The sequence below is a fragment of the Pseudenemella bisphenolivorans genome (assembly GCF_051133435.1).
In the GTDB taxonomy this organism is placed as follows: domain Bacteria; phylum Actinomycetota; class Actinomycetes; order Propionibacteriales; family Propionibacteriaceae; genus JAAYAO01.
In genome coordinates this window covers 307,535-327,196 of record NZ_JBPGNY010000003.1, presented here as the reverse complement: position 1 = coordinate 327,196, position 19,662 = coordinate 307,535, and the positions used below count along the sequence as shown (strand labels likewise).

Genomic DNA, 19,662 nt, shown 5'->3' with positions numbered 1-19,662 from the left:
ATGTGATGGCGAACCGAGCGGACGACGTGACCGAACGGGTCGCCACCCACATCCGCAACACCCTGGACGCGGTCGACGTCGAATGGTCGCAGACCCGTCCGGGGCTCTACACGGTGACCCTGCCGGGAATGAACAAGCTCACCACCGAGTGCGCGATCGAAGTCGGCAAACACACCGTGAGCGTGCGCGCCTTTGTCTCGCGTCAACCCGACGAGAATCACGCCCGGGTGTACGCCTGGCTGTTGCAGCGCAACGTCAAGCTGACCGGCGTGGCCTTCGCCCTCGACCAGCTGGGTGACATCTACCTGGTCGGACGGGTGCCCCTGGCCGAGGTGGACGAGGACACCATCGACCGGCTGCTGGCGATGATCGCCACCACCGCCGACGAGTCGTTCAACCAGATCCTCGAACTCGGATTCGCCGAGTCGATCAAGAAGGAGTGGCGCTGGCGGCTGGCCCGCGGTGAGTCCACCGCGAACCTGGCCGCCTTCGAGCACCTGGCTCCCGACGATGGATCTAGCGGGACCACTTCACCGTGATCTGATCACCCGACAGGTCGGCGGTCGCCAGGCCACCGGCGGTGAAGTTGGTGCCGGTGGTACCCCGTCGTCCGTTCTGGGTGGCTTCGGCATCGATCCGCATCTGCCAGGTGAGCGACCCGGCTGCCGCGTTGCTGCTGGGATCGTAGGTGGGCTTCAACTTGCTCCAAGGGTTCTCCAGCATCTTGAACTTGATCGTGCTGGGGACGACCTTGATGCCGTTCTGCTCCACGATGTTCCAGGGGCAGCCCTTGGGGTTGAGTTCCTTCTTCGCCATGCAGTCGTTGATCGACTTGGTCGCCGAGGAGCGGAAGGCTGCCACGGCCTTCTCGGTCATCACGAACTCGCCGTCGAATGAGGGGGTGTCGGTCAGGTCCCAGGCCTCGACCGGTTTGGCGCCCGAGGCGGTGGTGAGGTGCTTGTTGGCCGGGGTCACCTGGTAGCTGCCCGGCAGCACTCGCACCGACGGATCCTTGCCCTGCAGGGGCACACCGTTCAGCTTGACCGCGCTGTCACCGGGCAGGGACATCGGGATGGCCACCTGCTCCAGCAACCAGGTGTCGGCATCCTTCTCGAAGGCTTGGAACTCCATCTCCTTGGTGGCGCCGTCGGGGCCGAAGGTTGCCCGGACGGTGGCATTGACGGAGTTCTCGTCGATCGGCGAGGCGAGTTCGACCTTCAGGTTCTCGGGGGCCTGGGGATGGGTGGCGGCCAGTATTTCCTTGGTGATCCCCGGGGACTCCAGGTCTTCGTCGGTCAGCGACTTGACCGCCTCGAGGTCATGCTTGCCGAGGGCTTCGAAGAAGTTGTTCACCGTGCCGGTGGCCATCTCGGTCTTGTGCGCGATCGTGGCCTGACGTTCTTCCTCGGCCCGGATCGCGGCCTGCTCGTCGGCATGGCGCTTCCACAGCAGGCCGCCGGTCAGTAGCAGCGCCAACACCAGCACACCGGCGATCGCGATGATCAGCGGCTTGCGGCTCTTCTTCTTGCCCGGTTCGGGCGGGGGAGTGCCGCCGGGGCCGGTGGGAGGCTGACCCGGGCCATGTTGTCCGGGGCCCTGGGGTCCGGATCCTTGTCCCGGACCCTGCGGGCCGGGCCCTTGTCCCGGCCCCTGGCCGGGGCCACGGTGCGGGACGCCCTGGTTGGGCCCGGAAAACCCTCCGGGACCGCCGGGCGCTCCGGGCTGTTGCGGCCCGGGTCCGTAGGGGTGCGATCCGGGGGGAGGCGGCATTCCCGGGCCACCCGGCTGACCACCGCCGGAAGGCGGCCGACCCTGCGGGGGCGGCGGGAAGGCGGCCGAGGAACCACTGGTCGGATGGGCCGGCCCGGAAGCGCCCGGTGCCTGCCCGTACGGCTGCGGCATGCCGGCTCCCGGCTGTCCGGACGGGGGTGGCTGCTGACCCGGACCACCGGGATGCGGCGGACCTGCCGGGGACATGTGGCTCATGGCTCCTCCAACTGCGTAGACCGATTCGAGTATCACACACCGGCGGGGTCGGATCCGGCCGGAGAATCCCGCGCGATCAACCGCGGACATCCGCGCGAATGAGATCTCGCGTCCGTGCCCCTTTGTCACAGTCATGCGGGCCCCCACAATTGCTGCCATGAACAAAGTTGCCGTTGTCACCGGAGCATCCAGCGGGATCGGTGCGGCCAGCGCCCGGCAGTTGGCCGCGGCCGGCTTTCGGGTCTGGTGCGTCGCCCGTCGGGCCGACCGGCTCACCGCTCTGGCCGCCGAAATCGACGGGGAGGCCTTCGTGGCCGACCTGACCGACCCCGAAGCGGTCGGTGCCCTGGCCGAAGCAGTGGGGGAGCGCTGCGATGTGCTGGTGAACAACGCCGGTGGGGCCTTCGGCCTGGAACCGGTGATCGACGCCGACCTGGACGCCTGGCGGCGGATGTACGAGCTGAATGTGCTCGCCACCGGGGCGGTGACGAAAGCCCTCTTCCCGGCGGTGGAAGCCGCCGAGGGGGCGATCGTCTTCGTCACCTCGACCGCCGCCGAAGCCCCCTACGAGCAGGGCGCGGGTTACTGCGGCGTGAAGGCCGCCGAACGGTCGATGGTCGGATCGCTGCGCCTGGAGGTGCGTGACCGGCCGGTGCGGATCTGCGAGATCCGTCCGGGCATGGTGCGCACCGAGGAGTTCTCGCTGGTGCGGCTGGGTGACCGGGCCGCAGCCGATGCCGTCTACGCCGGGGTGCCCGAACCGTTGTTGGCCGAAGATGTCGCCGACGCGGTGTGCTGGATGGCCACCAGGCCGTCCCACGTCAACATCGACCAGTTGGTGATCCGGCCCCGGGTGCAGGCGTCGAATTTCCACGTCCACCGCGTCGACTGAACGCCCCGACCCTGCCCGAGGCGCTCCGAGCCGACACCATTAGGCTCTTCCCATGAGCTACACGCTGATCTTGCTCCGTCACGGCGAGAGCGAATGGAATGCGAAGAACCTGTTCACCGGCTGGGTTGACGTCGACATCAACGAGAAGGGTCTGGCCGAAGCGCAGCGTGGTGGTGAGCTGCTGAAGAGCGAGAACCTGCTGCCCGATGTGGTGCACACCTCGGTGCTGCGCCGCGCGATCCACACCGCCGAGGTCACCCTGGGGGTTGCCGATCGGCATTGGATCGAGACCAAGCGGCACTGGCGCCTCAACGAGCGGCACTACGGCGCCCTGCAGGGCAAGAACAAGGCCCAGATCCGCGAGGAATTCGGCGAGGAGCAGTTCATGATCTGGCGCCGTTCCTACGACACCCCGCCGCCGGAGCTCGACCGCGACGACGAGTGGTCGCAGTTCCACGATCCGCGTTACGCCGGCCTGCCCCCGGAGATCCGGCCGCAGACCGAGTGCCTCAAGGACGTGGTGAAGCGGATGCTGCCGTACTGGTACGACCAGATCGTCCCCGACCTGCAGGTCGGCAAGACCACCCTGGTGGCCGCTCACGGCAACTCGCTGCGCGCCCTGGTGATGCACCTCGACCAGATCTCCGAGGACGAGATCACCGGCTTGAACATCCCCACCGGCATTCCGCTGCTGTACGAGCTGGACGAGGACATGAAGCCGGTGACCAAGGGTGGCCGCTACCTCGACCCCGAAGCCGCCAAGGCCTCGATCGAAGCGGTCAAGAACCAGGGCAAGAAGTAACCGCAACGTGTGACTTCTTGTTCGACTGTCGGGCAAGAAGTCACACGATCAGCTCAGAAGCGCGGCCAATCCTCGCCGTCGGGTGATTCGCCGGTGACCAGGTAGATCACCTGACGCGAGATCGCCACCGTGTGATCGGCGATCCGCTCGTAGTAGCGGCCCAGCAAGGCCACGTCGACGGCGGCCTCCACCCCGTGACTCCAGTCGTCGCCGAGCAGAATGCGGAACTGCGAGCGGCGCAGGCTGTCCATCTCGGTGTCCTGATGGGCAAGGTCCTCGGCGGCTGCGACGTCGCTGCTGCGCAGCGCCTCGGTGGCGCAGACGATCATCTGCTCGGCCACATCGGCCATGCGGGCGAAGTTGGGCTGCAGGGGTTCGGGCACTGCCGGTTCCGGGTAGCGCAGGCGGGCGATCTTGGCCACATGGGCCGACAGGTCACCCATCCGGGCCAGCGAGGTCAGCATCCGCAAGGTGGCCACTACCGTGCGCAATTCACCGGCCACCGGCGCCTGCCGGGCCAGCAACAGGAAACAGCGGCGTTCCAGATCGTCGTGCATCTCGTCCAGCCGGATGTCGTCGGAGATCACCTGTTCGGACAATTGCAGGTCGACCTCGAGCAGTGCCTGGGTGGCGAAACGCAATGCGTGCCCGGCCGCCTCGGCCATCGAGATCAGGTCATCGACGACTTCCTGGAGTTGTTCGCGGTAGGTAATACGCACTGCTTTCACCCCCTGGACGTCATCGGCACTCATATCGTCACCATACGGCAGCCGGGTACAACCTCGCCCCGAGGCCAACCACCGGGAGTGTCCATTGGTCGGGGCCCACCCGGAACTGCGCCTACTATCGGTGCCATGTGGGTTGTGCTGGCCGCCGTCGCCGGCCTGGTCGTGGGGTGCCTGGTCGGCTACCTCGTGCTGCGCGCACAGCAACGACCCACCCCGGAACCCCCGCCGCCGCCCCCGACCGAACTGCCGCCGATCGTGCCCCAGATCATCAACGTGCTGCGCACCGCCGGGGTGGTGGTCGGCCCGCACGACGAGGTTCTGCAGTCGTCGGCCCAGGCCCGCACCCTGGGCATCGTCCGGGGCAGCCGGGTGATCCAGCCCGAATTGCTGAAACTGGTGCGCGAGGTTCGTGCCGAGGGCCAGTTGCGCACCCTCGACCAGGAACTGCCGCGCGACACCTATTCCAAGATGCACCTGTCGTCCCGGGTCGCCCCGCTGGGCGACGGGCTGGTACTGGTGCTGTCGGAGGACCGCACCGCCGCCAAACGGGTCGACGACACCCGCCGCGACTTCGTGGCCAATGTCAGCCACGAGCTCAAGACCCCGATCGGCGCGGTCGCCCTGCTCAGCGAAGCCATCGCCGAGGCTGCCGAAGACCCCGAGGCGGTGCGCCGCTTCGCCGGACGGCTGGGCAACGAATCGAACCGTCTGGCCGAATTGGTGCGCCAGATCATCGACCTGTCCCGGCTGCAGTCGCAGGACCCGCTGCAGAAGATGGACGTGGTGGAGATCGACCAAGTGCTCGCCAATGCCGTCGACCGGTGCCGGGTGGACGCCGACCGACGCAAGATCACCCTGACCATCACCCCCGACACCGGGCTGCAGGTACTCGGTGACAGCACCCAACTCACCGGGGCGGTGGTGAATCTGGTCGAGAACGCCATCGTCTACTCCGACGACGGGGCGAAGGTCGTCGCCAGCTCCCGCCGGGTGGTCGAGGATGACGAGTTCTTCGTCGAGATCTCGGTCTCCGACAACGGCATCGGCATCGCGCCGGCCGAAACCGAGCGGATCTTCGAACGCTTCTACCGGGTCGACTACTCCCGGTCGCGCGCCAACGGCGGTACCGGGCTGGGCCTGTCGATCGTGAAACACATCGCCGGGGCCCACGGCGGCACCGTGAGCGTGTGGAGCCAACTCGGCCACGGGTCGACCTTCACCATCCGGGTGCCCGAACACATCGGTCGCGACGACATGGACAAGACCGGCTACGATCAGCCCTAGGCGCTGAGAGCCACCACCCCAGGAACTAGGAGGAACAAGGCCCATGACCCGGGTGCTTGTTGTTGAGGACGAGGATTCCTACCGGGACGCGTTGACCTTCATGCTCCGCAAGGAGGGCTTCGAGGTCATCGAGGCCGCCGACGGCACCGAAGGACTGGCCGAATACGACCGGGTGGGTGCCGACATCGTCCTGTTGGACCTGATGATGCCCGGCCTGCCCGGCACCGAGGTCTGCCGCCAACTGCGCTCGCGCAGTTCGGTGCCGGTGATCATGGTCACCGCCCGCGACTCCGAGGTCGACAAGGTGGTGGGCCTGGAACTCGGCGCCGACGATTACGTCACCAAGCCGTTCAGCCACCGCGAACTCGTCGCCCGAATCCGTGCGGTGCTGCGCCGCGGTCAGGACGTCGAACTACTCTCCGACATCGTCGAGGCCGGCGGCGTCCGCATGGACGTGGAACGCCACGAGGTGTCGGTGGACGGGCAGCGGGTCAAACTGGCCCTGAAGGAATTCGAACTGCTCGAGATGTTGTTGCGCAATGCCGGCCGGGTGATGACCCGCGGGCAGTTGATCGACCGCATCTGGGGTGCCGACTACGTCGGCGACACCAAGACCTTGGACGTCCACATCAAGCGGTTGCGCTCCAAGATCGAGGCCGACCCCTCCTCACCCCGCTACCTGGTCACGGTGCGCGGGCTCGGATACAAGTTCGAAGGGTGACCACCCCGGCGCAGCGGTGCGCTTCTGCGAGGACCTCGCGTCCCCACCATCACAACCGGGCGGGAGCACGGCATGTCGAATGAGATCACGGTTTTTTCGGGCTCGGCGGACCCGGCCTTCGCCCAGGAGATGTGCGACATCCTCGGCATCGAACTGTCGCCGTCGCGCACCACCCGGTTCAGCAACGACTGCCTCCAGGTGCAACTGCGCGCCAACTGTCGCCGCCGCGATGTCTTCATCGTCCAGCCCCTGGTGCCGCCGGTGCAGGAGAACCTGGTGGAGTTGCTGTTGATGCTGGACGCCGCCCGCGGCGCCTCGGCCGCCCACATCACCGCGGTGATTCCGCACTTCGCCTACGCCCGCTCCGACAAGAAGGACGCCCCGCGGATCTCGATCGGGGCCCGGCTGGTGGCCGACCTGTTGGCCACCTCCGGTGCCGGACGAGTGGTCACGATGGCGCTGCATTCCGAACAGGTGCACGGCTTCTTCTCGATGCCGGTCGACCACCTCAGCGCGGTACGCGAACTGGCCAAACACTTCGACGACCGAGACCTGTCGAATGCGGTGGTGGTCTCACCCGACTTCGGCAATGCCAAGGTGGCCAGCCAGTTCGCCCGGTTGTTGCAGCTACCCGTCGCAGCCGGATCGAAACGACGCCTCAACGACGACACCGTGGTGATCGACCGAATCGTCGGCGATGTGGCCGGACGGCACGCGATCGTGTTGGACGACGAGATCGCCACCGGGGGATCGATCGTGGAATTGCTGGCCAAGCTGCGTGAGGCCGGGGCCACCGGGGCAACGGTGTGCTGCACCCACGGGCTGTTCACCGGGCCGGCGGTCGACCGATTGCGCGCCGAACCCGATGTGCACGAGATCGTCACGACCAACTCGGTGCCGCAGCACGGGGTGGGCGCGTTGCCGAATCTGGAGGTGCGTTCGGTCGCACCCCTGTTCGCCGAGGCGGTACGCCGGATTCACCTGGGCGAATCGGTCAGCAGTCTGTTCAGCGACGAGCCGACCCACGGCTGACCCCGTCCGGGGTCACTGCTGGCCGTTGCCCTCCGCGGCGGGCTCGGGGCTCATGGTCTCGAAGTCGGGCAGGTTGCCGTCCACCACCGGGGCGGTCACGGTCACGTCACCGGCTTCTTCGAAGGTCATCGTGATCTCGACCGAGAAGCCCATCCGCAGGTCGGCGCCGGTCGCGGTGACGGTCTGGTCACCGAACAACTGGGCCGTTCCACCGGCGGGGATCTCGATCGGCTCGGCCAGATCGACCTTGACCGGCTGGCCCGCGTTGCCGTCGACCTTCTTGGTGACGATGCTGACGTCGGTGAGCTTGTCGCCCGGCTCGGAGAACATTGCGCCGACCAGGAAGCCGGAGCCGTCCTCCTTCGAAACCACCATCAGGTTGCGGACCTTGACCAACGGCAGGTCGGTGTCGGGATCGGTGCGCGAGTCGACGTTCACGCCATGGGACTGGGTGTACGGCTGCAGGGTCTGCGCGTTGAAGCCACAAGCGGATGCTCCGGTCAACACGGCGGCAGCAAGGGCGGCGGTCACAAATGCGCGGGCGGCACGTCGCTTCACTTCTGGCAACTCCTCGTCCAATCCCAGCCCGGCGTGGCTGGTCTGCGCACAGAGTAGCGAAGATCGTGGCGATCGGCGTACCCGTTACCGCAGATGGGCCGAGACGGTGGGCAGCGGCTGCTGCGGCCGCTTCCCGGGAGCCTTTTGGGGCCCTGGGTGAGGCACAGCTCACTTGAAATGTCAAGATGCCCCATTACACCCCGGACGGGGTCGAATGCAAGCCGAAACCCCGTCGCGAACCGGTGGGCGTGCTAGAATCTCCTCTGGGAAAGGGGTTAAAAACATATGACCTTCACAGTTGGCGAAACGGTGGTCTACCCCAGTCATGGGGCGGCCGTCATCGAAGACATCGAAACCCGAAAGATCAAGGGGGAGGAGAAGGTCTATCTGGTCCTGCGGATCATTGGTCAAAATGACCTTGTTGTCCGCGTCCCCACTTCGAATCTCGACCTGGTCGGGGTGCGTGATGTGGTGGACGAGAAGGGACTGGAAAAAGTCTTTGAGGTATTGCGTGCGCCGCATGTGGATGAGCCGACCAACTGGTCGCGTCGATACAAGGCCAATGTCGAGAAGCTGCATTCCGGCAATGTGATGAAGGTATCCGAGGTCGTGCGTGACCTGTGGCGTCGCGAGAAGGACCGTGGCCTGTCGGCCGGCGAGAAGTGGATGCTGGCGAAGGCTCGCCAGATCCTGGTCTCCGAGTTGGCGCTTGCCGAAAAGGTTGAAGAAGACCGAGCCGAAACCATTCTGGACGAAGTGCTCGCCTCCTGAATATCGAATCGAACCGGCCGGTACCTCCGGGTGCCGGCCGGTTCTTCATGCCCGGCGATGAACCCCGATCCCGCGGTGCGGTTGGATAGGGCCCGTGACGGACAACGACGAACTGCGCCGCGGACTACCCCTGGTCGGCATCGGCACCGACGCACACCGCCTCGCCGCCGGACGGCAGATGTGGGTGGCCGGGTTGCACTTCCCCGACGAGGAAGTGGGCCCCGAAGGGCACTCCGACGGGGACGTGGCCTGCCATGCCGCCTGCGATGCCCTGTTCTCGGCAGCGGGCCTGGGCGACATGGGCAGCAACTACGGCACCCGTGATCCGCAATGGGCGGCTGCCTCGGGGGTGGCCTTCCTCACCGAAACCAGGCGGCGGCTGGCCGCGTCCGGGTTCGTGATCGGCAACGTGGCGGTTCAGGTGATCGGCAACCGTCCGCGGATGGCGGCGCGGCGCAGCGAAGCCGAACAGGTGATGGCCGAGGCCCTGGGGGCCCCGGTGTCGCTGTCGGCCACCACCACCGATGGGCTCGGTTTCACCGGCCGGGGTGAGGGCATTGCGGCCGTGGCCACGGCCCTGGTGATTCGGCGCTGAAGCCGCGGGTTCAGCGCACCTGCTCGGCGGGCACCACCCAGCTGTTGCAGGCACCGATGCTGTCGGAGTTCAGTCCGGTGGTTCCCCAGGCCTGGCGGGTCTTACCCAGGCCGTGGTCACCCTCGATGTCGGGATCACCGCTGAGGGAGTCGTCACCGATGTCGTGGTAGATCTGCAGCAACTGCTCCACGCCGGCCTGGTCGATGTTCATCGCCTGCAGATTGGCACGCACCCACTGGGCCGACCAGCAGTCCGCCTGGGCCTCGGCGCGACGGATCATCTCCTTGCGATCGGATTCCTCCAAGTTGCCCGCCAGGGCCACGAAGGCCCCGAAGATGCCGGTGCGCCCCTGCAGGAAGTGGGCGAACTCGTGGGCCATCACGACCTCCACGCCCAGCGGGGTGTCGGCCACCTGGGGCAGTGCCTTGTGCAGATCGGAGTGGTAGTAGATCAACTGATCGGCGCCACAGTAGAAGGCGTTGACATCATCGCGGGTACCGCAGCCGGTGCTGATCGGCCCGGAGTAGACCGTGATCGTGGGCCGGAACATCGTGACGCCCTGCTCGGTCATCGGACGGTCCCAGACCCGCATCAAGCAGGCGCTGAAATCGTTCATCGCGGTCTGCAACTGTTCGTCGCTCATGCCACCGGGTTCGACCGGGGCCAACTCACAGTTCACATTGTCGGGAACGGTGCCCTGGTAGGCCGCGTTCTCGCGCAGCAACTGCCAGGCCTCGTCCTCCGAGCCGGGCAGCATCAGGTCATCGGGCGCGGTGTCGGTCGCCGGCGGAGCCTCGTAATCGTCGTACTCATAGCCGCCGGGCACTCCACCGCCGGCGAACAGCAGCACCACGAAAGCCACCAGCGCGAGGAGGCAGGTGGCCAGCAGGATGCCGAGAATCTTCTTGAGGGGGCCGGAGCCACCGGGCCCACGGGCGGGCGCCGGTTGCTGCCAATTGCCTTGCTGGGCCCACGCGCCCTGCTGTTGCCAGCCGCCTTGTTGCTGCCAAGCGCCTTGCTGTTGCCAACCACCGGGCTGCTGGTGCTGTGGCCATCCACCCCCGGATCGGGGTTGCTGCCACTGGCCACCCTGCCAATTCGGCTGGTGACCACCTTGCTGCCAATTTCCCGGGTGCGACACGCGCACATCTTAAACACACGCGGGGCCGCCTGCACCGATCGCCCGCGATCCCCGCTCGTCCGCACCTGTCGGCGACCCGTGCATCGGCCGTCCCCGATCGCTGGATGCAACCGGTACTCGTTCCTGCGGCACGAACTATGTGGCGCAGGAACGAGTACGGGTTGCCTGTGCGGAGAAAGCAGATTTGGGGTCAGCGCACCTTTTCCTTGGGTGCCACCCAGCTGTTGCAGGCACCCACGTCCGCGCTGTTCATCCCGGTGGTGGCCCATGCCCGCCGGGTCTTGCCCAAACCGTGATTCCCCACGATGTCGGGATCACCGGTGAGCGAGTCATCACCGATGCCGTGATACAGCCGCAATATCTTCTCGACGCCCGCCTCGTCGATTCCCATCGCCCGAATGTTGGCCCGCACCCACTGACCCGACCAACAATCGGCCTGGGCCTCGGACCGGCGGGTCATTTCTAACTGCACATCCTCGGGGGCCGGCCCGCTCAACCAGAAGAAGGCGGCGATGATGCCGCTGCGCCCCTGCAGGAAGTGGGCGAACTCGTGGGCCATGATCACCTCGACGCCGAGGGGTGTATCGCCCACGAACTTGGTCTCGGGGTGGGTGTGCATGAGGGGGTTGTAATAGATCATCTGATCGCTGCCACAGTAGAAGGCGTTCGGCTCGTCGCCGGGTTTCGTCCCGCAGGCCATGGTGATATCCGCGGTGTAGACGGTCACCCTTGGTCGGAACATGGTGATGCCCTGTTCGGTCATCGGCCGGTCCCAGACCATCATTAGGCAGGCGGACATTTCGTTGAGCCGGGCCTCGAGTTCTTCCGGTGAGAGGCCCTCGTGGTCGATGATGCCGATGCCACAGTCGACGTTGTCCGGAGCGGTACCGGCGTAGGCGGGGTTGTTGCGCAGGATCTCCCACGCCTCCTCCTCGGAGCCCGGAACCGTGAGTTTGTCGGGAGCGGTGTCGCTGATCGGAGGAGACTCGTAATCGTCGTAGTCGTACCCAGGGCCCCGATTGCTGAACAGCAGAACCGCGACAAAGACGAGCAGCCCCGCCAGGCACACTCCCAGGAGGATGCCCAGGATCTTCTTCTGCGGACCTTTTGTCGGGCCGCTCGGTTGCTGGTGCCAATCGCCTTGTTGTTGCCAACCGTGGTCGGGCTGCTGCCATCCACTCTGTTGGTGCCAACCGCCGTGCTGATGCCACCCGGCCGTTTGAGCCGGTTGTTGCCACTGCGGGCCGCCCTGCCACGCGGGTTGTCGGTTTCCCGGGGGTTGGGGTGCCTGCTGCGACCAGTTCGAGTTCGTCATGGCACGGGTTCCGTCCTTCGGCAGCGCGGCTTGGTGTTCGGGGCTTTTGTCACGCTATAGAGGCGCTTGCCGCCGATCTGCCCTCCTGAGTCGTATCCGCGGCCCCCGGGGTGGGCTGAAGGTCTGCGAAATCGTCAACCAAGGTGAATCCGCGGGATCGGTTCAGCTCACCTCGTCATCGGGGACGACCCAGGTGTTGCAGGTGCCGATGGAGGTGCTGTGGGTGCCCTTCAGATACCAGCCCGAGCGATGCTCCGCCGAGCCGTGCGTATCGCCGCCCAACGCGCCGAAAATGGCAGCCAGACCGAGGTGACCTGCTTCGTCCACACCGGCGGCACGCTGGTTGGCCCTGGTCCACATGCCCGCCCAGCAATCCGCCTGCAACTCGCTGCGGCGGCTGGCATTCAACGCCGGCTCCGAGTTCGCGTCCGAACCCAGCACGAGGGCGAATGCACCCATGATGCCGGTGCGTCCCTGCAGGAAGTGCGCGAACTCGTGAGCCATCACGGCCTCGATGCCCCACGGGGTGTCACCCACCGACTTGGTTCTGGGGTGGGTGTGCAGGATGAAGTTGTAGTAGAGCATCTGGTCGGCACTGCAGTAGAAGGCATTCGGGGCGTCTCCCGGTGTCGTCCCGCAGCCGGTGGTGATGTCGGCGGTGTAGACGGTCACGCTGGGGCGGAACATGGTGATGCCCTGTTCGGTCATCGGTCGGTCCCAGACCTTCATCAGGCAGGCGGTCAGGTCGTTGAGTCGGGCCTCGATTTCTTCCGGTGACATGCCGTTGTGCTCGATAGCGGTGATCTTGCAGTTCACGCTGTCGGGCAGGACACCGGCATAGGACGGGTTGTCGCGCAGGATCTGCCAGGCTTCCTCCTCCGACTTCGCCACGACAAGTTGGTCGGGCGCGGTGTCGCTGACCGGCGGCGCCTCGTAGTCGTCGTAGTCGTAGCCGGGTTCGCGGTCGACGAACAGCAGCACGGCGACGAATCCGGCCAGCGCAGCCAGGCACACCCCCAGCAGAATGCCGAGGATCTTCTTCTCGCGGACCGCCTTCGGGGGCTCGGGTTGTCGGTGCCAGGCTCCTTGGTGTTGCCATCCGGCGGCGTGGGCCGGTTGCTGCCACTGTGGCCCATCCTGCCCGGCAGGGTGCCGGGCCCCGCGGTGTTGCGGGGTCGCATTCGGCCAGTGGGGGTTCGCCATGGAAGAGAGTCCGTTCGTCCGCGCCGCCACGGTTGGGGGGCTTCCGACCACGTTATGGGCCCATGCGGTGGGGGTCTGCCCACCTGAGTCGCATCCCCGGCAGCCCGGTTCGGCGGAAAGTCTCCGGAAACGTCAACCAAGGTGAACCGGATGCCGAAGCTGCTGGCGACCATGCCCGGGGTGCGGTTTAGTCGTCGGAGGCGATCATCCGCACGACCCCGTCGGTGTGGAATAGTTGGCCCAGTCCCGCACCCATTGGAGGTCAGCAGTGTCAGCAGTATCGAGGGCGAGACGCGGTGTGGTCGCAGTTGTGGCAATCGCGCTGCTCGCCGTGTTCGCCTTGGTGTCATCACCACTCACCGCACGGGCCGAGGGTGAAGCCGAGAAGGTAGCGATCAAGGTCGGCATTGCCAAGGACGGCGCGGTCACCGTGGAACAAACCTTCACCTTCAAGGGCGATGCCCCGTCGACCTTCGAACAGCGGCTGTCCAAGCGCCGCGGCATCATGGATGACCGCGAGTACCGCTACCAGATCAGCGACGTCAAGGCCACGGCCGGCGGCAAGGACTTGGCCCCGACCGTGGACGACGGCGGCGACACCACGGTGATCACCGCCAACACCGAAGGCGTCACCGAGCCGGTGACCGTCAGCTACACCGTCAAGGGTGCCGCGGTGAACGTCGACGACGCCACCGCCGTGCAATGGCCGGTCGTCCAGGGCCTGAACTTCCCGGTCGGCCAGGTGACCGGCGAGATCGGCCTGCCGGGCCTGTTCCGCTACCTGCGTTGTACCGCGGGCGCCCCGAACAGCACCGACCCCTGCCAGATGATCGCCGGTGGCACCGAGTACGAACGCTTCCCCGAGTTCCGGCACGGTGCGCTGGGGGCCGGTCAGATGCTCGCCCTCGACATCGGCTTCGATCCGAAGGTGGTCGCCGCGAACGAAGAGGTGCACCAGAACTGGACGATCGGACGGGCCTTCTCCGTCGCGCCGCTGCCCCTGGGTATCGCCGCGGCCATCCTGGCCCTCGGCGCCATCGCCCTGTACCTGCTGCACCGTCGCGCCGGGTCGGACGCCCCGGCCGGTAGCGACGTGGTGCAGATCGCCGAGTTCCACCCCGTCGGGGACGGGGCCAGCGAGTTCCGGGTGCTGAACGACGTCCGTCCGGGCCATGTCGGCACGGTCGCCGACGAGCGCGTCGACCCGATCGACGTCACCGCGAGCCTGCTCGACCTGGCGATCCGCAAGCACCTGGTGATCGAGGAGCTGCCCCGCGAAACCGAGTTCGCCCCCACCGACTGGGTCTTCCATCGGGTGGACGGGCCGACCGACGACCTGCCGCCGTTCGAGGTGGAGTTGCTCGATGCGGTCGCTCCTGCGGCGGCCGACACCCCGGTGAAGGTGTCCACCATCGGCCCGGCGATCAACGAATCCATCGGCCGGGTGCAGTCGGCGCTCTACGACGAGGTGGTCGACAAGGGCTGGTACGAGCGGCGTCCCGACGACACCCGCAGTGCCTGGAACCGGTGGGGCTTCGCCCTGCTCGGCCTGGGCATCGTGCTGACCATCATTCTGGCGATCTTCACCCAGTTCGGGCTGGTCGGCCTGGCGGTGACCCTGGTCGGTCTCGGGCTGCTGTTCGTGGCCCAGGAGATGCCCTCGCGCACCACCAAGGGCGCGGCCCTGCTGGCCGGGCTCGGGGCTCTGCGCGGCGAACTGCTCACCCACCCGACCGATCAGATGCCGCCCGGCCACGAGTACCGGGAACTGTCCGAGGTGCTGCCGTATGCGGTGGTGCTCGGTGGTGCCGACCGCTGGCTGAAGGCTCTGGTCGATGCCGATGACGACGAGACCTCCGACGAACGGGACCTGTTCTGGTACCACGGCCCGGAGGGCTGGCACATGCGGGACCTGCCGGCCTCGCTGCGCAACTTCGTCACCACCGTGTCGGGCAGCCTGTTCGCCCGCTGACCGCAGGACCCGACACACCGAACAACGACCGAGGGGCCGATCCACACCGGATCGGCCCCTCAGTCGTGTCTGCGGATTCCCGCGGACGGGTTATCGGTCGCGACTGCTGAGGTCCTCCTCGGTGAGTTCCTCGGTCAGATCCTCGAGGCCCTCCAGCAGGCCCTCACGGCTCGGCGCGCTGTGCCCCTCGGCATCCCACTCGGGGTTGCCCGGCAGGCCGTCCAGACCCGGGTTGGGCTCCTCGCCCTTGCCGGCGATGGCCATGCCCTGCGAGCTGCTCCACACCGCGACACCGATACCGAGCAGCGCAGCCACCCCGGCGATCGCGTAGCGCCAGTAGTTCTGGTCGCCGCCCAGGGCCGACATGGTGACCACGGCCGGGGCGATCAGCACCGCGACCAGGTTCATCACCTTCAGCAGCGGGTTGATCGCGGGGCCGGCGGTGTCCTTGAAGGGGTCACCGACGGTGTCACCGATCACCGTGGCGGCGTGGGCCTCCGAACCCTTGCCGCCGTGGTGGCCGTCCTCGACCAGCTTCTTGGCGTTGTCCCAGGCACCACCGGCGTTGGCCAGGAAGACCGCCATCAGGGTGCCGGCACCGATCGCACCGGCCAGGAAGCCGGCCAGCGCCGGGGCACCGAGGCCGAAGCCGACCGCGATCGGGGCGGTGACCGCCAGCAGGCCGGGGGTGATCAGCTCGCGCAGCGAATCCCTGGTGCAGATGTCGACCACCTTGCCGTACTCGGGACGACCGGTGCCGGCCATGATGCCCGGGATCTCCTTGAACTGACGACGCACCTCGAAGACCACCGCACCGGCGGCCCGGCCGACCGCGCTGATCAGCAGGCCCGAGAACAGGAACACCACTGCGGCACCGATGATCAGGCCGACCAGGGTCATCGGTGAGAAGACCACCGACTGGGCGACGAACTCGGCGTAGGCATCACCCAGCACCCGGGCGATCGAGTCGGTGTAGGAACCGAACAGGGCGGTCGCGGCCAGTACCGCGGTGGCGATCGCGATGCCCTTGGTGACGGCCTTGGTGGTGTTGCCCACCGCGTCCAGTTCGGTCAGGATCTGGGCGCCCTCATCGTCCACATCACCCGACATCTCCGCGATGCCCTGGGCGTTGTCGGCGACCGGGCCGAAGGTGTCCATCGCCACGATCACACCGACGGTGGTCAACAGCCCACAGCCTGCCAGCGCCACCGCGAACAGGCCGGTCACCCCGGCACCACCGATCAGGAAGGCGCCGAGCACGCCGGCGGCGATCAGGCCGGCGGTGAACACCGCCGACTCCATACCCAGCGAGATACCCGACAGCACCACGGTCGCCGGGCCGGTGAGCGAGGTGCGGCCGACGTCCTGTACCGGACGGTGCTCGGTGCCGGTGTAGAAACCGGTCAGCGACAGAATCACCGCGGCCAGGGCAATACCGATCACCACCGCGACGATCGCCACGATCCGGGGATCGTTGATCGGGCCGCTGAACTCGTAGGCCATGTTGAAATCGCCGAAGGACGAGGGCAGGTACCAGAAGGCGGCGGCCGCCGACAGCACCGCACCGATCACCGCGGAGATGTAGAAGGCGCGGTTGATGGTGACCAGCGCGTTCTCGTTCACCTTGGCCCGGGTGAGCTGGATGCCGATCAGGGCGGTGATCACGCCGACCGCGGGAATGATCAGCGGAAAGACCAGACCGGTTTCGCCGAACGCCGCCCGGCCCAGAATCAGGGAGGCCACCAGGGTGACCGCATAGGACTCGAAGAGGTCGGCGGCCATCCCGGCGCAGTCGCCGACGTTGTCACCGACGTTGTCGGCGATGGTCGCGGCATTGCGCGGGTCGTCCTCGGGGATGTTCTGCTCCACCTTGCCGACCAGGTCGGCGCCGACATCGGCGGCCTTGGTGAAGATGCCGCCACCGACGCGCATGAACATCGCCAGCACCGCGGCACCGAAGCCGAAGCCCTCCAGGATGGTCGCCGCATCGCCCTGGAAGATCAGCACGACCAGGGCTGCACCCAGCAGGCCCAGGCCGATCGTGGCCATTCCGACCGAAGCTCCGGTGCGGAAGGCGATCTGCATCGCGACGGCGCGTCCCTCGCCCTTGTCCTTCGCCGCGGCCGCGACCCGCACATTGGCGCGCACCGCCAGCCACATACCGAGCCAGCCGATCATGGCCGAAAATCCGCCGCCCACCACGAAGGCCGCCGAGCGCGCCCCTCGCAGCAGCCATTGGTTCATCTCACCGTGGGCGGGCAACAACATCAGCAGGACGAAGGCGATCGCGGAGAAGATGCCCAGGGATTTGAACTGGCGCGCCAAGTACGCGCTGGCACCCTCCTGGACGGCTACGGCGATGGTCTGCATGTTCTGGGTGCCGTCGGCCGCGCTCAGCACTTGTCGCCGGTACACCAGCGACATGGCGATGGCGACGGCCGCCAGTGCCGCCACGACGCCGACGATGGTCAGGTTGGATCCGGACAGCCGCATGGCTGTTTCCAGGATGGGTGTTCGCACGAAGCCTCCACAGGTCGTCTTTGACTCGGTTGCCCAGCGAGTGTAGTGATCAGCAACTGATGCGCGCCATGATTGGCCCGTCCATTAGGCTGAGATCACATTTCGACCAAACAGGAGTGGAACGTGTCCGAACAGGCAGCTCAGGCCAGTCAGGCCTATCAGTCGGCACTGCGTGTCATCGAATCCGTGGAACCGCGGATCGCCGCAGCGACCCGCCAGGAGCTCGCCGACCAGCGAGGTTCGCTCAAGCTGATCGCTTCGGAGAACTACGCCTCGCCGGCCGTGCTGCTGACGATGGGCACCTGGTTCAGTGACAAGTACGCCGAAGGCACCGTCGGGCACCGCTTCTACGCCGGTTGCCAGAATGTCGACACCGTCGAGGCGCTGGCCGCCGAACACGCCCGGGAACTGTTCGGCGCCGAGTACGCCTACGCCCAGCCGCACTCTGGCATCGACGCCAACCTGGTCGCCTTCTGGGCGATCCTGGCCCACCTGATCGAGAAGCCCGAGCTGGCCGCCCACGGGGTGAAGAACGTCAACGAGCTCAGCGAGAACGACTGGGAGGTGCTGCGCAAGAAGTTCGGTGAACAGCGCCTGCTGGGCATGAGCCTGGACGCCGGTGGCCACCTCACCCACGGTTTCCGGCCGAATGTGTCGGGCAAGATGTTCCACCAGCGGTCCTACGGCACCGACCCCGAAACCCAGTTGCTCGACTACGACGCGCTGCGCGCCCAGGCCAAGGAGTTCCGTCCGCTGGTGTTGGTGGCCGGCTACTCGGCCTACCCGCGGCGGGTGAACTTCGCCAAGATGCGCGAGATCGCCGACGAGGTGGGCGCCACCCTGATGGTCGACATGGCGCACTTCGCCGGTCTGGTGGCCGGCAAGGTGTTCACCGGGGACGAGGACCCGGTGCCGTTTGCCGACATCGTCACCACGACCACCCACAAGTCGCTGCGCGGCCCGCGCGGTGGTCTGGTGCTGGCGGGTGAGAAGTTCGCCGACTCGGTCGATCGGGGCTGCCCGCTGGTGCTCGGTGGCCCGCTGTCGCACGTGATGGCGGCCAAGGCGGTGGCGCTGGCCGAGGCCCGCACCGAGGAGTTCCGTACGTACGCCCAAGCCGTGGCCGACAACGCCAAGGCGCTCGCCGAGGGGCTGATGAAGCGCGGCGCGAAGCTGGTCACCGGCGGCACCGACAACCATCTGGTGCTGGTCGACGTGTCCTCCTTCGGGCTGACCGGACGGCAGGGGGAGTCGGCCCTGTTGGAGGCCGGCATCGTCACCAACCGCAACTCGGTGCCGAACGATCCGAACGGCGCCTGGTACACCTCGGGGGTGCGGATCGGCACCCCGGCGCTGACCTCGCGCGGCTTCGACGCCGACGACTTCGACCGGGTGGCCGAGTTGATGGTGGACGTGCTGTCGAACACCACCCCGGCGACCACCTCCGCCGGTGCTCCCGGCAAGGCGAAGTATGTGTTGGCCGATGGGGTGGCCGACCGGGTGCAGGCGGCCTCTGCCGAACTGCTGGAGGCCAACCCGCTGTACCCGGGCCTCGACCTGGGCTGAGGCGGACGAGCGGGGCTCAGCCCGCGTCGGCGTTCTTGTGTTTGCCGAAGCGTTGCTGGGCCCCCTGCTTGGAGAGCCCGAAGACCGCACCGATCTTCGACCAGGACACGCCCTGCTGCCGGGCGGCCCGCACGGCCTCGTGTTGCACCTTCTCGGCCAGGGAACCGACCTGCTGGGCGATCTCGACCGCAGCCAACGGATCGGCCGCCTGCTGGAAGTCGTCGCAGGCGGCGGTCAGTTTGTTGATCGCTGAGGCCACGGCCCCATCCTAGAGCTTCACCCGACGGCGCCGACACGCAGGGCAACAAAATGTTGACGCGTTTCGTCAATCCGTGGTTGACTCGTGGTCAATCTGATGTTGACGACCAGGAGGTCAAGCATGGCGAAGGTCAAGGGCAAGAAGGCCGACAAGAAGGCCAAGAAGCTCGACGCCAAGAAGGGCGACGCGAAGAAGAAGGCCAAGAAGGCCGACGCGAAGAAGGCCCAGGCCAAGAGCCTGGCGAAGAAGGCCAAGGCCAAGAAGGCGGCCAAGAAGGGCAAGAAGAAGTGAACCCGTCGGCCGGATAACGGCCGATG

The 19,662-nt window shown here is 66.9% G+C and carries 19 protein-coding genes; 11 read left to right on the top strand and 8 right to left on the bottom strand.

What is annotated here, in order from left to right; all coding sequences use genetic code 11:
- The first annotated feature begins 5 nt into the window (after positions 1–5).
- The gene (locus ACR4XW_RS09075) at positions 6–539 is read left to right on the top strand and encodes a type III secretion system chaperone family protein (RefSeq protein ID WP_434760228.1); all 534 of its coding nucleotides are present in this window, start codon (positions 6–8) and stop codon (positions 537–539) included.
- Here ACR4XW_RS09075 and ACR4XW_RS09070 read toward each other — a convergent pair.
- Positions 517–1,902, bottom strand: coding sequence for a hypothetical protein (locus ACR4XW_RS09070; RefSeq protein WP_434760227.1), 1,386 nt, complete (start codon positions 1,900–1,902; stop codon positions 517–519). The genes ACR4XW_RS09075 and ACR4XW_RS09070 overlap by 23 nt on opposite strands.
- Positions 1,903–2,143: 241 nt before the next feature.
- Between ACR4XW_RS09070 and ACR4XW_RS09065 the strand changes: the two genes are divergently transcribed.
- Both ACR4XW_RS09065 and ACR4XW_RS09060 read left to right on the top strand, forming a co-directional pair.
- Positions 2,144–2,878, top strand: a complete 735-nt coding sequence (locus ACR4XW_RS09065) for an SDR family oxidoreductase (protein ID WP_434760226.1) — start codon at positions 2,144–2,146, stop codon at positions 2,876–2,878.
- 52 nt (positions 2,879–2,930) lie between these two features.
- Positions 2,931–3,680 carry a phosphoglyceromutase gene (locus tag ACR4XW_RS09060; RefSeq protein WP_434760225.1) on the top strand — a complete coding sequence of 250 codons (750 nt, stop codon included), beginning with the start codon at positions 2,931–2,933 and terminating at the stop codon, positions 3,678–3,680.
- A 53-nt stretch (positions 3,681–3,733) separates the two neighbouring features.
- Here the strand turns inward: ACR4XW_RS09060 and phoU are convergent, their stop codons facing one another.
- On the bottom strand, positions 3,734–4,399 hold the full coding sequence (gene phoU, locus ACR4XW_RS09055) for a phosphate signaling complex protein PhoU (protein ID WP_434760423.1): 666 nt from the start codon (positions 4,397–4,399) through the stop codon (positions 3,734–3,736).
- 135 nt (positions 4,400–4,534) lie between these two features.
- On the opposite strand from phoU, the gene ACR4XW_RS09050 reads away from it, so the two are divergent.
- The 3 genes from ACR4XW_RS09050 (at position 4,535) to ACR4XW_RS09040 (ending at position 7,445) form a co-directional block, all read left to right on the top strand.
- A complete protein-coding gene (locus tag ACR4XW_RS09050; protein ID WP_434760224.1) occupies positions 4,535–5,692 on the top strand; it encodes a sensor histidine kinase in 1,158 nt (385 codons plus the stop codon).
- 43 nt (positions 5,693–5,735) lie between these two features.
- Positions 5,736–6,413 carry a response regulator gene (locus ACR4XW_RS09045; RefSeq protein WP_434760223.1) on the top strand — a complete coding sequence of 226 codons (678 nt, stop codon included), beginning with the start codon at positions 5,736–5,738 and terminating at the stop codon, positions 6,411–6,413.
- Between the two features lie 72 nt (positions 6,414–6,485).
- A complete protein-coding gene (locus tag ACR4XW_RS09040) occupies positions 6,486–7,445 on the top strand; it encodes a ribose-phosphate diphosphokinase (protein ID WP_434760222.1) in 960 nt (319 codons plus the stop codon).
- A gap of 12 nt (positions 7,446–7,457) precedes the next feature.
- Here the strand turns inward: ACR4XW_RS09040 and ACR4XW_RS09035 are convergent, their stop codons facing one another.
- Positions 7,458–8,003: a copper chaperone PCu(A)C gene (locus ACR4XW_RS09035; protein ID WP_434760221.1), complete on the bottom strand. Its 546-nt coding sequence runs from the start codon at positions 8,001–8,003 to the stop codon at positions 7,458–7,460.
- 285 nt (positions 8,004–8,288) lie between these two features.
- On the opposite strand from ACR4XW_RS09035, the gene ACR4XW_RS09030 reads away from it, so the two are divergent.
- Together ACR4XW_RS09030 and ispF are read left to right on the top strand one after the other, a co-directional pair.
- Positions 8,289–8,774, top strand: a complete 486-nt coding sequence (locus ACR4XW_RS09030; protein ID WP_434760220.1) for a CarD family transcriptional regulator — start codon at positions 8,289–8,291, stop codon at positions 8,772–8,774.
- A 94-nt stretch (positions 8,775–8,868) separates the two neighbouring features.
- Positions 8,869–9,369 (top strand): 2-C-methyl-D-erythritol 2,4-cyclodiphosphate synthase, encoded by a 501-nt coding sequence (gene ispF / locus ACR4XW_RS09025; protein WP_434760219.1) that lies wholly within the window; start codon positions 8,869–8,871, stop codon positions 9,367–9,369.
- A gap of 10 nt (positions 9,370–9,379) precedes the next feature.
- Here ispF and ACR4XW_RS09020 read toward each other — a convergent pair whose 3' ends face one another.
- The 3 genes from ACR4XW_RS09020 to ACR4XW_RS09010 all read right to left on the bottom strand — a co-directional run bounded on the left by ACR4XW_RS09020 (position 9,380) and on the right by ACR4XW_RS09010 (position 13,028).
- Positions 9,380–10,510: a neutral zinc metallopeptidase gene (locus ACR4XW_RS09020; RefSeq protein WP_434760218.1), complete on the bottom strand. Its 1,131-nt coding sequence runs from the start codon at positions 10,508–10,510 to the stop codon at positions 9,380–9,382.
- A 190-nt stretch (positions 10,511–10,700) separates the two neighbouring features.
- Positions 10,701–11,825: a neutral zinc metallopeptidase gene (locus ACR4XW_RS09015; protein WP_434760217.1), complete on the bottom strand. Its 1,125-nt coding sequence runs from the start codon at positions 11,823–11,825 to the stop codon at positions 10,701–10,703.
- Between the two features lie 162 nt (positions 11,826–11,987).
- Positions 11,988–13,028: a neutral zinc metallopeptidase gene (locus ACR4XW_RS09010; protein WP_434760216.1), complete on the bottom strand. Its 1,041-nt coding sequence runs from the start codon at positions 13,026–13,028 to the stop codon at positions 11,988–11,990.
- Between the two features lie 310 nt (positions 13,029–13,338).
- On the opposite strand from ACR4XW_RS09010, the gene ACR4XW_RS09005 reads away from it, so the two are divergent.
- On the top strand, positions 13,339–15,000 hold the full coding sequence (locus tag ACR4XW_RS09005) for a DUF2207 family protein (RefSeq protein WP_434760215.1): 1,662 nt from the start codon (positions 13,339–13,341) through the stop codon (positions 14,998–15,000).
- Positions 15,001–15,090: 90 nt separating this feature from the next.
- Here the strand turns inward: ACR4XW_RS09005 and ACR4XW_RS09000 are convergent, their stop codons facing one another.
- Positions 15,091–17,520, bottom strand: a complete 2,430-nt coding sequence (locus ACR4XW_RS09000) for a sodium-translocating pyrophosphatase (RefSeq protein ID WP_434760214.1) — start codon at positions 17,518–17,520, stop codon at positions 15,091–15,093.
- A 123-nt stretch (positions 17,521–17,643) separates the two neighbouring features.
- Between ACR4XW_RS09000 and ACR4XW_RS08995 the strand changes: the two genes are divergently transcribed.
- Positions 17,644–19,086, top strand: a complete 1,443-nt coding sequence (locus ACR4XW_RS08995) for a glycine hydroxymethyltransferase (protein ID WP_434760213.1) — start codon at positions 17,644–17,646, stop codon at positions 19,084–19,086.
- A gap of 16 nt (positions 19,087–19,102) precedes the next feature.
- Here the strand turns inward: ACR4XW_RS08995 and ACR4XW_RS08990 are convergent, their stop codons facing one another.
- A complete protein-coding gene (locus ACR4XW_RS08990) occupies positions 19,103–19,345 on the bottom strand; it encodes a hypothetical protein (protein WP_434760212.1) in 243 nt (80 codons plus the stop codon).
- A 120-nt stretch (positions 19,346–19,465) separates the two neighbouring features.
- Here ACR4XW_RS08990 and ACR4XW_RS08985 point away from each other — a divergent pair, with 120 nt between their 5' ends.
- Positions 19,466–19,636 carry a hypothetical protein gene (locus tag ACR4XW_RS08985; protein ID WP_434760211.1) on the top strand — a complete coding sequence of 57 codons (171 nt, stop codon included), beginning with the start codon at positions 19,466–19,468 and terminating at the stop codon, positions 19,634–19,636.
- The last annotated feature ends 26 nt before the right edge of the window (positions 19,637–19,662 follow it).

Bases quoted from the DNA above. Each gene is read 5' to 3' on its own strand.
- ACR4XW_RS09040 (WP_434760222.1), top strand. From the start codon at position 6,486: ATGTCGAATGAGATCACGGTTTTTTCGGGCTCGGCGGACCCGGCCTTC.
- ACR4XW_RS09060 (WP_434760225.1), top strand. From the start codon at position 2,931: ATGAGCTACACGCTGATCTTGCTCCGTCACGGCGAGAGCGAATGGAAT.
- ACR4XW_RS09070 (WP_434760227.1), bottom strand. From the start codon at position 1,902: ATGCCGCAGCCGTACGGGCAGGCACCGGGCGCTTCCGGGCCGGCCCAT.
- ACR4XW_RS09050 (WP_434760224.1), top strand. From the start codon at position 4,535: ATGTGGGTTGTGCTGGCCGCCGTCGCCGGCCTGGTCGTGGGGTGCCTG.
- ACR4XW_RS09010 (WP_434760216.1), bottom strand. From the start codon at position 13,028: ATGGCGAACCCCCACTGGCCGAATGCGACCCCGCAACACCGCGGGGCC.
- ACR4XW_RS09075 (WP_434760228.1), top strand. From the start codon at position 6: ATGGCGAACCGAGCGGACGACGTGACCGAACGGGTCGCCACCCACATC.
- ACR4XW_RS09065 (WP_434760226.1), top strand. From the start codon at position 2,144: ATGAACAAAGTTGCCGTTGTCACCGGAGCATCCAGCGGGATCGGTGCG.
- ACR4XW_RS09045 (WP_434760223.1), top strand. From the start codon at position 5,736: ATGACCCGGGTGCTTGTTGTTGAGGACGAGGATTCCTACCGGGACGCG.
- ACR4XW_RS08985 (WP_434760211.1), top strand. From the start codon at position 19,466: ATGGCGAAGGTCAAGGGCAAGAAGGCCGACAAGAAGGCCAAGAAGCTC.
- ACR4XW_RS09030 (WP_434760220.1), top strand. From the start codon at position 8,289: ATGACCTTCACAGTTGGCGAAACGGTGGTCTACCCCAGTCATGGGGCG.
- ACR4XW_RS09015 (WP_434760217.1), bottom strand. From the start codon at position 11,825: ATGACGAACTCGAACTGGTCGCAGCAGGCACCCCAACCCCCGGGAAAC.